Source organism: Paenibacillus pabuli NBRC 13638 (assembly GCF_001514495.1).
GTDB classification, from domain to species: domain Bacteria; phylum Bacillota; class Bacilli; order Paenibacillales; family Paenibacillaceae; genus Paenibacillus; species Paenibacillus pabuli.
The window spans coordinates 360,461-374,068 of sequence record NZ_BCNM01000001.1; the positions used below are offsets into that span (position 1 = coordinate 360,461).

The window sequence follows — 13,608 nt, forward strand, 5'->3', positions numbered from 1 at the left end:
TTTGTATCTACAAATTAGAGTAAAGGGGATACTCGCATGAATAAAAAGATCGGCAGGTTAGCACTGACATTATTGCTCTCATTCTCAACCATTTTAAGTGCATGTAGCGGAGGCAGTAATGAGGCGGGTGAGAGTGGCTCTGGTGATGGAAAAGTGACATTGTCCTTCTGGACATTGTTCGATGGTGGTGATGGCGCAAACATGCAGACATTAGTCGATGAATTCAACAAAACCCATCCGGACATTGAAGTGAAGAATACCAAATTGGCCTGGGGCGAGTATTATACGAAGCTCGTTACTGCTGTTGGTAACGGTAATGGACCGGACATTGGGATTTCCCATTCCTCCAGACTGCCCGATCTGATCAATCAGGGGGTCGTCACAGAGCTTGATACTCCGGCTACGGATGCAGGTGTGGATTGGAGCACTTATAACCAGAATCTCTTGGATGCGGTTACTGTAGAAGGTCAACATTATGCAGTCCCCATTGATACGCATCCCTTTATCATGTTCTACAACAAAAAATTGCTAAAAGATGCAGGCTTGCTTGGTGAAGACGGAAAACCAATTCTGGAGCAATCTGCTGACGGGTTTGTGAGTTTCCTTCAAACTTTAAAAGAGAAGTTGCCTGCCAAAACGACCCCGTTTGCATTATCCAATAGTAATGATGACCCTTACCGCTTGTGGTGGTCGCTGTACTCCCAGTTGGGTGGTAACGACGTGGTGTCGGACGATCTGAAGTCAGCAGCCATTGATAAAGAGAAAGGCATCAAGGCCGCTGACTATGTCCAGAAACTGTATACCGAAGGTTATATCAAGAAAAATGATCCGGACTTCTATAAAAATTTTCAAAGTGGAACAGCCGCTATTATCATGACAGGGGTCTGGACAACCGGAACATGGGAATCCACCAAGGGACTTGAATTCGGAGCCATGCCTATTCCCAAGTTCTATGATCAGGAAGCAACCTGGGGAGATTCTCATACGATTGTATTGCCACTCACGCAGGATGAAGATCCCGCTAAACGTAAAGCAGCTATGATCTTTGCCGATTATGTTGCCGACAATGGCCAGATTTGGGCCAAAGCTGGACATATTCCATCCAAGCCATCCGTGCTGGAAAAACAGGAATTCAAGGATCTGCCATACCGCAGTGATTATTCCGAAGTCGCAAGCGTCGTTAAATTCAGTAAACATTCCACCAAAAATGCGCAAATCCGTGATCAAGCCGCTTTTAAATTTTTGAATGAAGTATGGGTGAACAAAATGACCCCGGCAGATGCCATGAACAACATGGAGACAGCCATTCAGAAAATATTGAGCGAATAGAAGGAAGACGGGTCACGCAAGCCTGCGTAATCACCATCTCTAGATAAGAAATCGCAGGCTTGCGTGCCAATCAAAGGGGAGACGCATATGAAGATCAAAAAAATGAGAGCGGATTTGCAAGCGCTGGTATTTCTGCTTCCATTCTTAATTATTTATGGTTTATTTACGATCTGGCCCATGATTAAAGGTGTGGAGATGACCTTCTACAAATGGACGCTGATCAAGAAAATGGATTTTGTTGGCCTGGATAACTTCCGAAAAGTTTTTCAGGACAGAGAGGTTTGGGAAGCGATCTGGCATTCAACCTTCTTTGTTTTCTTGAGTACACCGACCATGATTATACTCGCGATACTGTTGGCTTTGATTGCCAACCGAAAATCATCTTTCCAAAAGTTCTACCGCATCATCTTCTTTATACCAAGCGTACTCTCCGTCGCCGTCGCAGCCTATCTGGGATTATTCGTATTTCAGCCCTATACGGGACTCGTAAACTCCGTGCTGCACCTGATCCAGTTGTTGCCTGAAAATGCCGAGATCTTCTGGCTGACAGAAACGGGGCTGGCTTGGGTTGTCATTACGGTCATTACCCTCTGGTGGACCGTCGGCTTCAACTTTATTTTGTATCTTTCCGCCATGCAGGAAATACCGGATGAAATTTATGAAGCAGCAAGGCTGGATGGTGCGAGTGATACACAAATATTTTGGAGAATTACGCTTCCTTATCTGAAGCCACTGACCAAAACCATTACCATGCTGCAAATTATCGCTTCATACAAGGTCTTTATGCAAATTTATGTTATTACGGGCGGGGGTCCGCTTGATCAGACACGTCCGATTATTCAGTTGATCTATCAGACCGGATTCAAGAACAATAACCTGGGCTATGCCGCAACGATGTCCTACATTTTATTCGTGATCCTGCTTGTGCTGTCGGCGCTGCAATACTGGATGACTAACCGGAAAGGGGCGGAATACTGATGAAATGGTTATATCGCACAGGTTCTGCGTTGATGGCGGTTATGTTTGCGGCCCCACTTGTGTGGATGCTGATGGTCTCCATCAAAGAAGAAGGCATGAAGATTATTACAGTCCTGGACTGGTTTAAACCGCCATACTCACTTGCCGTCTATAACGAAATTCTGACAACGACAAAGCTTTCACAGTGGGTGGTTAACAGTTTGTTCGTCGCTGTGGTTGTGACTGTATTGACTGTTATTTTCGCTGCCATGGCTGGATTTGCCCTGTCCAAAGTACCGTTTCGTTTCCGTACATTTGTTTTTTTCTTCATTCTTGGCGGGCTGCTTATTCCGGGTGAAGCAACCATTATTCCACTCTATCAGGTAGCCAAGGATTTGCATCTGCTGAACTCATACAGTGGACTGATTATTCCTGCTTTGGCGTCACCTGTCGCTGTCATCGTGCTCAAAAGCTTCTTCGATGGCGTTCCCAATGATCTGCTGGAGAGTGTGCAAATTGACGGAGGAGGCTTTTGGCGAATCTTTACCAGCATCATGCTGCCTTTGACACGTCCGGCCATGGCATCGATGGCGATTCTGACCTTTATCGGTTCGTGGAACAATTTCCTGTGGCCCTTCCTTTCTATAACCGATGATAATCTGTTTACGCTGCCAATGGGTATTCCGACACTGATGGGCCAGTACTCGGAAGATTATGTGAAACCGATGGTTATCAATGCCGTGGCTTCTGTTCCCATCATTATATTGTTTATCATTTTTGAGAAACAGATTGTTAAAGGCATTAGCATGTCTGGTATTAAAGGATAACCTGCAGCTTTCTATACTTTAAACCTTACCATGACGTTTTCAGGCCTATGAGCCAAATACAGAGGAGATCGGGGAGAACAAGATGACAACTAAATTTTATAACAAGGATTATCCAAGACCACAATTTGCACGACAAGAATGGTTGGATTTGAATGGAGAATGGGACTTTAGCTTTGATGACCATCAGGCCGGTGAAAGCGAACGTTGGTATGACCCGAATCAATTCCCGGAAGGACTCAAAATTAAAGTTCCCTTTACCTATGAAACTCAGGCGAGCGGAATCGGGATCGAAACCTTTCATCCGTTCGTTTGGTACCGCAAACAGGTCACTATTCCTAACGAGGTAGAAGGCAAGAGGACCATTCTGCATTTTCAGGGAGTGGATTATCGCGCAAAATGCTGGGTGAACGGAACGGTTGTGGGTGAACATGAAGGAGGGTACGCAGCCTTTTCATTCGACATTACCCCTTATATCACTTACGGCTCGGAGAATAACATTGTTCTTGAAGTAGAAGACAGTCAGAGTGCGATGCAGCCTCGGGGGAAACAGCGCTGGGTGGATGACAATTTTGAATGTTTTTATGTGCAAAGTACCGGGATATGGAAAAGTGTTTGGCTGGAGCATGTGAGTGAAGCAAGGGTTGAAGCCGTTAAGATGACACCCGATATCGATCGTCATATGATTCGATTGGACTTTCAGTTGAATGGGATCGAGGGCAAGAACAACTTGCGTTTGGAGACACGGATTGAGCTGAAGGGTCAGCATGTGCAAACCATCAGCCTGTCTCCAGACAGACCTTGGATGACGGTGGAAGCCAGTGTCAAACATGAAGCAGGCGGGCCGTGGAAACAGTCGTTATGGTCACCGGACTCACCGAACCTGTACGATATCGAGTTTGTGATGTACGAAGATGAGAAAGAAATCGATCGGGTTCATTCCTATTTTGGTATGCGAAAAATATCGATTGAAAACGGGCAGATTCTGCTGAACAATGCTCCGTTGTACCAAAGAATGATTCTGGATCAGGGCTATTGGACGGAGAGCCATTTGACCCCGCCTTCAGTGGAAGCACTGATTGAGGATATCGATATAATTGCCGAGATGGGATATAACGGAATCCGTAAACATATGAAACTGGAAGATCCACGCTTTTTGTATTGGTGTGATGTAAAAGGCATGTTGGTCTGGTCAGAGATGGCAGCAACCTTCGAGTTTAATGATGAGGCAGTGAGCCGATTTACCAAAGAATGGCTTGAAATTGTACCCCAGCAATACAATCATCCCAGCATCATCACCTGGGTGCCATTTAATGAATCGTGGGGAATACAGACGATTGGTCATGAGGTAAGGCAGCAGCAGTTTACAGAGTCCATTTACCATCTGACCAAAGCCATTGATCCGTATCGTCCAGTCATTACCAACGACGGATGGGAGCATACGGTATCGGATATTTTGACAATCCATGATTATGTGGAGTCGGGAGAAGCTTTTCTGGAACGGTATCAGGATAAGGACATGATCGTAAATAACAAGATTGCTTCCAATCGATGGAAGTTTGCCTTTGCGGAAGGTTACCACTATAAAGGACAACCCATTATCATCAGTGAATTCGGAGGTATTGCTTTTCAATCGGATAAAGGCTGGGGTTATGGGAATCAGGTGGACTCGGTTGAAGCCTTTATTGAACGTTTCCGTTCCATCACCGAAGCGATCCAATCCATTCCCTATATCTCGGGCTATTGTTATACACAGGTCACGGATGTGCAGCAGGAGATAAATGGTCTGTTGACGGAAGACCGCAAACCAAAAGTGCCACTCGAAGTGATCCGCAAGATCAATCTGGGTGAAGCCTGAACTTATACTAGAGATCCATTTAGAACAGGAGAGCTGAACATCATGCTGCGACAGGATTATCCAAGGCCGCAATTTGTGCGGAAAGATTGGATGAGTTTGAATGGGGAATGGGAATTTGAATTCGATGATGACAACAAGGGACGTTCGGAAAACTGGAGTGAGGGCAAGCAAGCATTCAGCCGCCGAATCCAGGTGCCGTTTGCTTTTCAAAGTCAACTTAGCGGCATTGCAGATCCGGATTTCCACGATAACGTCTGGTATAAAAGGACCTTTGACATCCCGCAGAAATATTCAGGCAAACGTCTGCTGCTGCACTTCGGAGCCGTGGACTATGAAGCCTCTGTATGGGTAAACGGAAAACTGGTGGTTCGGCATGAAGGTGGACACACCCCTTTTCATGCCGATATTACGGATGCACTGCAGGAAGGAACCAATGTGCTAACTGTTCAGGCCTTGGATTATAGCAGGGATGTGACGCTGCCGCGCGGAAAGCAATTCTGGCAGGAGCAATCCGCACAAATTTTCTATACGCGCACCACTGGAATATGGCAATCTGTCTGGTTGGAGGCGGTTGATGCCGTTTATTTGCAAAAGGTGCGCCTTACTCCGGATATCGATCGCAACGAGATCAAAGTTACCGCTTTTATTCAAGGAAGGCTGGATACACAGGATGTCAGTCTGCGTGTACAGATAGCCTACCAGGGCGAGATGTTGACGGAGGATGAATACCGGATGAGCGGCAGGGAGGAGAGCCGGACCATCGGACTTCATACCTTTAACGAACATGGACTGGGCAGGCTGTGGTCACCGGAGCATCCCAATCTGTATGATATTCATTTCACGCTGCTGGTAGATGGTGTATCCGTCGATGAGGTCAACAGTTATTTCGGTATGCGAAAAATCTCGATTGAACATGGCAAACTGTTTCTGAACAACCGTCCTTATTTTATGAAGCTGGTTTTGGATCAAGGTTATTTCCCGGAGGGCAACCTGACTCCGCCGAGTGACGAGGCGATCCGGCATGATGTGGAACTGACAAAGGAAATGGGATTTAACGGTGCCAGAAAACACCAGAAGATTGAAGATCCAAGATATCTGTACTGGTGCGATAAGCTCGGTCTGCTGGTATGGGGAGAGATGGCGAATGCTTATGATTTCTCCGAACAATATGTTGCACAGATCACAAAAGAATGGCAAGAGGCGCTGGAGCGGGATTACAACCATCCATGTATTGTGGTCTGGGTACCCCTTAACGAAAGCTGGGGCGTTCCCAACATCCTGACCAGCAAGGAGCAGCAACATCATGCCTTGTCGATGTATTATATGACCAAGTCGCTTGATCCAACTCGTCCGGTCATCTCGAATGATGGTTGGGAGATGGTACAAACGGATTTGTACAATATTCATGATTATGAATGGAGACGAGAAGTTCTGGAGGAACGATATCGTACCCGTGAAAATGCAGTGAATGCCTTGCCTGGCAGCCGGAAGCTGAGTGTAGGCGACTATCGCTATGAAGGTCAACCGATACTGATTACCGAATTTGGTGGAATCGGTTATAAGAAAAGCGATTGGGAGGGCTGGGGCTACTCTGGAGCCGAGAATGATGAGGATTTTGCAGCGCGATTACATGCCGTAATTCAGCCATTACTGAATTCTCCTGTCGTTGAAGGTTTTTGTTATACCCAGCTGACGGATGTGGAGCAGGAAATTAATGGTCTGCTAACGTATGACAGACAGCCGAAGTTGCCGATGGAACAGATCCGGGCCATCATCGAAGGACGGGGGCCATCTGGCACCTAAAGCATAAGGAGGGGGACGTGACTTGAACACAAGGGAAACAAGCGATTCCTGGGAAGCTGAGTATCAAGGGGAAAAAGCCATATATTTACGTTTCGGTTCCAGTGAGGCTGTTATGCTTCCAGAAATCGGCGGCAATCTGGTCGCATTTCGCGATTACGAGCGAGGATTTCATTTTCTGCATGAGCCCTCACCCGACGAGATGGAATCATTCAAGGCAAGACCGATGATCCATGGCATTCCGGTTCTGTTCCCACCGAATCGCTATGAGGATGGACGGTTTGCCTGGAATGGGGAGACTCTTCAGCTTCCGGTGAATGAAGAAGCAACTGGCAATCATTTGCACGGATTTTTATATAATATACCCTGGGTAGTGGATGAATACGGACATAGCGGAGAGGAAAGCCATGTATCCGTATCGATTACCATTGATGAAGATCATCCGGTTTATCGACATTTTCCATTCAGCTTCAGCATCACATTACGCTATTCACTAAGCAGCGATGGACTTATGCAGCATGTCAGGATTCGTAATCATGGAACAACCTGCATGCCATGTCTGCTGGCTTTTCATACTTCCATCAATGCCCCGTTTACCGCAAATGGCTCGGCACGGGATTACAGACTCAAGCTGACCATCGGAGACAGATGGGAGCTGGATGAGCGCATGCTGCCAACGACACATGCTCAGCCGCTGGTTCCAGAAGAGGAGCAGATGCGTGACTCCGGGGTATATCCGTTCTTTGCAGAGATGGATAACCACTATACGGCGGTACCGCAGAATGGACGGAATCGTATGGAGCTTCAGGATACAAAGAGTGGAATGACACTGGTCTATGATGTAGGAACTTCCTATAAACAATGGATGATATGGAACAATAGTGCGGAAGAAGGATTTTTCTGCCCCGAACCACAGATCAATCTTGTGAATGCTCCTAATCTCCCTTTGCCGCTTGAGAAAACAGGATTATTCAGTATACAGCCCGGAGAGATCTGGGAGGAAACAAGCCGATTGTATCTGCGTCAAACAACATAGTGGGACGATGTTGCCCTGCCGACAATGCTTCTCGAGTTATTGGAATCGTGTTCGAGTTACATTAACAATCTATAATAAAGCTGTGTTAAACAGACGTTGGTTCTGGACCAACGTCTGTTTGTTGTGTCCGCATTGTTAAAGAAATAGCGAGCTTACGATTTGTTACGTCTTAAAAAAGGGGAATTCATACTCCTTGGAGGTCACATTGTTGGCGGATCTTAAGCTTTTGAAACCAAAGCTTCTGAGACTTCGGATGGTTTAATAAGATGAAATGTGGTTGTTTCTCATCATTACAATGATTACGACGAAGAAGTTCCGTCCAAAAGGTGATGAAGCTGACGGATGAGCAAACGAAATACAGCAGGGAGGTTCAGTACCTTCGTATACCTCTGTGACAAAGGAGCGGGATCATGTCCTTCTTTAGAACACTATCGGTAAGGGCAAGAGAAGACGAACTCATGGATGATTTCTCAATGGGTGGAGAAGAGTTGAGCGAAGCGCTTAAGCAATTAAGGAGACTGAACAAAATATTCGCTGCTCCGGGTCCAACCCGGGCGGGGCTGGAGAAGTTATGGAGAGCGATTGGGAGTCCAAATCAATTGTCTCTTCTTGATGTGGGAGCAGGTTCAGGTGACGTAAACCAGAAGCTGCTGCAATGGGCGGATCAGAAAGGGATTGAGCTTGAGATTACCCTTGTTGATCTGACGGAAGAGGCATGTGAGGAAGCGAGAAGACTTTTTCGGAACGAGCCCAGAATTAAAGTAAGGCGTGCGGATGTCATGGAATTGCCGGAAGACTCAGCAGATATCGTGACTGGTTCCCAGTTTATCCATCATTTTGAGGGGAAGCAGCTGGTGGATATGGTCTCACACATGTTGCGTGCCTCCAGATATGGCGTTGTGATTAACGATATTCATCGGCATCCCGTATCCTACGCAGCCGTGTGGATTACCACGCGAATAATCTCAAGGAATCGGTATATTCGTCATGATGGACCGCTGTCTGTTGCGAAAGGATTTACAGGAAGGGACTGGCGGGACTTAAAACAACAGCTGAACCATGACACGATGACGTATGAATGGAAGCCACTATTCCGATATTCGGTTGTCATTCCCAGTAACAGGACACTTTCGCAGTTTAATGGGCTGTAACCATAATGCATAATGAAAGGCAGGTGTTAATACATGTATAAGCCGATAGATGCCATTATCATCGGAGCGGGAATTGCTGGCAGCACCTGTGCGCTGCAGCTTGCCCAACAAGGACATCGAACACTTCTGCTGGATCGGCAGGAGTTTCCGCGTCACAAAACGTGCGGTGAATTTATGTCCCCTGAGACAAAGGAGATGCTGGAATATCTGGGGATCCATCTGGTCGATCAAGTGATCAAGCCCAGCAATATAGATCATGCCAAAATCATTATGCCTCAGGGCGGGGAGATCGAAGCCCGACTGCCAGGATCGGCTTATGGGATTAGCCGGTATAAGCTGGATCCGATTCTACACGAAGCAGCCATAGCTTCAGGAGTTGAGATCGTTACGGGAGCAACGATAACAGGTATTCAGCAGCTTGACGATCATAGCTATGAAGTAACAGTGAAACGAGGTAATGATCAGATATGTTATAGAGCGAGAACCGTCATTGGCGCTCATGGTACGAAGAAGCCGCGTGGAGCGAATTCAAAGGCAGAGCTGTATGATAAAACGTCATATGTCGGTATCAAATCGCACTACAGCGGATTAGCCATTCCCCCGCAGGTAGAGCTGTATTTTTGCAAGGGAGGATACGTCGGTATTTCACCGATTGAGGGTGGTATCGCCAATGTAGCAGCGTTGTTGACATTGGATGAGGTACAGGGCAGTGGAAAGTCTGTTCCGGATATATTGGAGGCTGCGTCTTTAACCAACGAGAGATTGGCAGCAAGGCTATCCGAGGGCAGACCTCTCCAGGGAACACAGGTTTCTGTTGCACCACTTCATCTATCCAAAGTGCCTGAACCATGGTCCCAATATCCGCATATTGGTGATGCCATGCTGATGATTCCCCCGTTATGTGGGGATGGGATGTCCATTGCGCTTCGTTCCTCGCTATTGTGTGCTGAATGGACGGATAAATATCTTCGAGGCCGTATCAGCTACACCCAGTGGCAGTCCGAGTATTCGAAGGAAGCGAATCAGGAATTCACCCAGCTGCTCCGACGGGCAAGGAGAATCCAGAAGCTGGCTTTTGCCAGAACCAATAAATTCTATCCGGGTCTGGTTCGAGTCATTCCTGGTCTGGCGACTTATTTGGTCAAGGCAACACGATTATCGGAAATTAATCTCGTCCATCGATGACGATTGATAAATCCATTCCATAGGAAAAGAGGCGGTTTAAGTCAGCCTCTTTTTTTGTGTGCACTGTGAATTTTGACGAGACCGTTTAGAAATCTGGCGAATACTCGTATAATAGAATCTAATGTAGGTATAGAAACAAGAGTCCAATTCGAAATCGGGAGGCATTATTTTAGATGAACTATACATTTTCCAACCGTATTGCTGCACTGCAGCCATCCATTATTCGTGAAATTCTGAAGGCCACTTCAGGTCAAAATGTAATTCCATTTTCGGCGGGAAATCCCGCTCCGGAAACCTTTCCTATAGAGGCCATACGCACGTTTACCCAGTCCATTTTGGAACAGGACCCGGTAACAGCATTGCAATACGGAATTACCGAGGGCTATGCACCGCTACGGGATACCTTAACCCAGCACTTGCAGACAGGTTTTGATACGGGCAAAGCGTCCGATGAACTGTTCATCGTATCCGGAGCCCAACAGGGAATTGAACTCGCTTGTAAAGTATTCTGTAATGAAGGGGATACGATTATCTGTGAGAGTCCCAGCTTCATCGGTTCGCTGAATTCTTTCCGGGCTTCGGGCGCCAAGCTTGTCGGGGTTCCCATGGAAACGGACGGCATGGATATCGAGAAGCTGGAACATGCCCTACAAACAGAAAAGAATGTAAAACTGATCTACGTAATTCCGAGTTTTCAAAACCCGACCGGCATTACGACAAGCCTGGAGAAGCGTAAGGCTATTTATGATCTTGCCAAGAAGTATAATGTCATCATACTGGAAGATAACCCATACGGAGAGCTTCGATTCAGCGGAGAAGATGTTGCAACGATTAAATCGATGGATGACGAGGGTCGTGTTATTTATGTAGGGTCTTTCTCCAAAATACTGTCTGCCGGACTTCGCGTCGGATATGTTCTGGCACCCCATGAGGTGGTACAGAAGATGGTCGTCGCCAAGCAGGGAGAGGATGTACATACAGCCATGCTGCCACAGATTTTGGCATACAAGTTCATGACGGAGTATAACTATGCAGAGCATATTAGCAGCATCCGAGCCATCTATCGCAGGAAATCTGCCTTAATGATTAGCAAGCTGCAGGAGCATATGGGCGAGTCCATTACCTTTACCCATCCGGATGGTGGCCTGTTCCTCTGGTGTGATCTGCCTGCCCACATCCCCATGTTGGATTATGCCAAAACAGCTGCTGCTGAAGGTGTAGCTGTAGTTCCGGGCACTGCATTTCTCGTCGATGAGAATGAGCCATGCAATGCCATCCGACTTAATTTCTCAACACCATCCGATGAGCAGATTGTGAAGGGTATTGAAAAACTGGGACAGGTTCTGAACACATTCTGATTGAATTGAACCAATCGTATTTCATATATAAACTATACATTTTGGAGGCACATCTATGAATCAACGTTTTCGGATCACTCGTTCCATGCAAGAAAATAATGCGGACCAGTCCATCTCTTTGGAAGAGTGTAAGCAGTACTTTGCTTCCAAACCGGACTTTACGTATTCACCTGTCCTGACCGTCCAAGGACCTGAGAGCGTTATGTCCATCGATGGGGATTTCTTTATGTGGAAATACGAGGACTTGCAGATACCATTCCGCCTTTATATGGGGGATCTTTATGTTGCGATTGTGAATGAAGCTGTCGTTCCGCAAATGATTGAGGTTGCAACAGATCTGCGAGCGGATGTGGTCGAAGGATAAGTGGAGAATTGGGATGAAGATGCTGATTCTCTGATTAAGATTAACAGCTAAATGCCCTGAAAGTCGCCAATTTGGCGGCTTTTTTTGTTTTAACAATATCAACATTACAGCAGATGACCTCATACGACAATCTGAATCTTCGCCGGAAGGTGAGGGGCTTTTTATCCGTAAACTACGCGACTGCTCCCGGAATCCAAGTTGACCATTTTCCAGGGGGATCAGGCTAAATCCGAGAAGCTGGACATTCAAGGTATTAAGGGTGCAATACAATGATTTCGTTGTGCACCCTTTTTCATGTATAGGTTAATAATTACATATAGGAACTATGTTTACCTTAAATAAAAGTAAGAGTTTTTCCCAGTGAAATCAAGTGATTTTGATCGGCCCATAAGATGAAATATGAATACGCATTTCCTTGAATCACAACAGGAGCAGGATATTTTACAATAAGTGCCGCCTGATTTCTCATTTCCACAGGTTGGTCTTCCGAAGGAAATATGAAACAGGCTTCTTGTGCTTGAACTAAAGCAGGGAAAATTCGGGGGGTGGTCCCATAGGGCTTCAAAATATGAAAGGCTTCCGCTCTGCATATCTCGTGAATTCCCTCCTCAGAGGAGATCGCGGATATCTGAAAAAATCCGTCCGCTCCTTCGAAACGTTCTTCGGTAACTTTATGCCAGCTTCGAGGGTAATGGAAAGATACCTTATATACCTGATTGAGATATATTCCATACGGATGGGCATCATGCACTCGTGGGGACCAACTTAGAGCTGTAATCCACCTTGCTTCAACAATTTTGATCGGATTATTAGGGTTCCTTATATCAATAATCCAAATTTCAGTTGCTTGTTCTTGATTATTGCACCCTGATAAGTAAGCGATTCGGTTCCCATCCGGCGACCAACTTAAAGGGGTAGAGAAGCAGGTGGAGACCGCCCATGTTTTTGGTTGCCCTCCAACTCGGCTGTCGGTCTGGATTAAAGAAACATATTGATTATCCACGATGTCGGTGGCACTGTATGCAATGATCGAAGAGTCCGGGGACCATTCGGGGAAATAGTTTTTCGCCTGAGGTCCACCTTTAAGTTGGTAGCTTGCTCCTGTTGTCAGGTTCACCGTTGTAATCAAGGAAATGCTGGCTCCCGGGGATGTATATAGGGCAAACTCTCCGTTAGGTGATATTCTGACATTGTGGAGAGGCCCCTCAGTATTTTGAGTTAATTGCTGTTTGTTCATGCCATCTCGGTTGATTTTATATAGTTGGGTATTGCCTGCTTCATCCGGAGCTGCAAACAGGAGAGCCTCTCCTGAAGGAAACCACTGGACATCGGTGGCTCCTTGTTGAACGATTGAACCGCTGGCATGGGAGTTGATATTGTAGATCACAATTCGTCCGTTTTTTACATAACTCAAGTATAGACTATCCGGCGACCAGCTCAGTAAAGTATAAGGGTCAATTTGATCAATTTGTGCCCATGCACTGCTGTTTAGATTGAATACGTACACGATATTTTTCTTGCCGATAAAGGCGATGTTCCGGACATCTGGCGACCAATAGGGAATTGAAAATTCCTCACCAAGATCTTGAGTTAACTTAATAGTCTGACCTGTTAAAGGTTGATAGAGCCAAATGTCGTACGAACCACCCCCAATATTTGAAGTAAAAAGGATCGCTTCACGATCTGCAAAATTCATGTTTGATGCCGCCCTTCAGGTTTGATTTCACTACAATGTATTCAAGAAAC

Annotated in this window: 11 protein-coding genes; 10 read left to right on the forward strand and 1 reads right to left on the reverse strand. The window is 46.2% G+C overall.

What is annotated here, in order from left to right:
• The first annotated feature begins 36 nt into the window (after positions 1–36).
• From PPA03S_RS01215 to PPA03S_RS01260, 10 genes are all read left to right on the forward strand, one after another.
• Positions 37–1,329 carry an ABC transporter substrate-binding protein gene (locus tag PPA03S_RS01215; protein ID WP_062318995.1) on the forward strand — a complete coding sequence of 431 codons (1,293 nt, stop codon included), beginning with the start codon at positions 37–39 and terminating at the stop codon, positions 1,327–1,329.
• Between the two features lie 87 nt (positions 1,330–1,416).
• The gene (locus PPA03S_RS01220; RefSeq protein ID WP_062318998.1) at positions 1,417–2,307 is read left to right on the forward strand and encodes a carbohydrate ABC transporter permease; all 891 of its coding nucleotides are present in this window, start codon (positions 1,417–1,419) and stop codon (positions 2,305–2,307) included.
• Positions 2,307–3,113 carry a carbohydrate ABC transporter permease gene (locus tag PPA03S_RS01225; protein ID WP_062318999.1) on the forward strand — a complete coding sequence of 269 codons (807 nt, stop codon included), beginning with the start codon at positions 2,307–2,309 and terminating at the stop codon, positions 3,111–3,113. The genes PPA03S_RS01220 and PPA03S_RS01225 overlap by 1 nt, the downstream gene beginning before the upstream one ends.
• A gap of 82 nt (positions 3,114–3,195) precedes the next feature.
• Positions 3,196–4,968 carry a glycoside hydrolase family 2 protein gene (locus PPA03S_RS01230; protein ID WP_062319001.1) on the forward strand — a complete coding sequence of 591 codons (1,773 nt, stop codon included), beginning with the start codon at positions 3,196–3,198 and terminating at the stop codon, positions 4,966–4,968.
• A gap of 42 nt (positions 4,969–5,010) precedes the next feature.
• Positions 5,011–6,771 (forward strand): glycoside hydrolase family 2 protein, encoded by a 1,761-nt coding sequence (locus tag PPA03S_RS01235; protein WP_062319002.1) that lies wholly within the window; start codon positions 5,011–5,013, stop codon positions 6,769–6,771.
• A 22-nt stretch (positions 6,772–6,793) separates the two neighbouring features.
• On the forward strand, positions 6,794–7,804 hold the full coding sequence (locus PPA03S_RS01240) for an aldose 1-epimerase (RefSeq protein ID WP_062319004.1): 1,011 nt from the start codon (positions 6,794–6,796) through the stop codon (positions 7,802–7,804).
• Positions 7,805–8,214: 410 nt separating this feature from the next.
• Positions 8,215–8,955: a methyltransferase domain-containing protein gene (locus PPA03S_RS01245; RefSeq protein ID WP_062319006.1), complete on the forward strand. Its 741-nt coding sequence runs from the start codon at positions 8,215–8,217 to the stop codon at positions 8,953–8,955.
• 33 nt (positions 8,956–8,988) lie between these two features.
• A complete protein-coding gene (locus PPA03S_RS01250) occupies positions 8,989–10,140 on the forward strand; it encodes an NAD(P)/FAD-dependent oxidoreductase (RefSeq protein ID WP_062319008.1) in 1,152 nt (383 codons plus the stop codon).
• 173 nt (positions 10,141–10,313) lie between these two features.
• Entirely contained in the window at positions 10,314–11,498 is a 1,185-nt protein-coding gene (locus tag PPA03S_RS01255) for an aminotransferase-like domain-containing protein (protein ID WP_062319010.1), read from the forward strand.
• A gap of 55 nt (positions 11,499–11,553) precedes the next feature.
• A complete protein-coding gene (locus tag PPA03S_RS01260; RefSeq protein WP_062319012.1) occupies positions 11,554–11,862 on the forward strand; it encodes a hypothetical protein in 309 nt (102 codons plus the stop codon).
• Positions 11,863–12,196: 334 nt separating this feature from the next.
• Here the strand turns inward: PPA03S_RS01260 and PPA03S_RS01265 are convergent, their stop codons facing one another.
• Positions 12,197–13,558 carry a PD40 domain-containing protein gene (locus PPA03S_RS01265; RefSeq protein WP_062319014.1) on the reverse strand — a complete coding sequence of 454 codons (1,362 nt, stop codon included), beginning with the start codon at positions 13,556–13,558 and terminating at the stop codon, positions 12,197–12,199.
• Between the last annotated feature and the right edge of the window lie 50 nt (positions 13,559–13,608).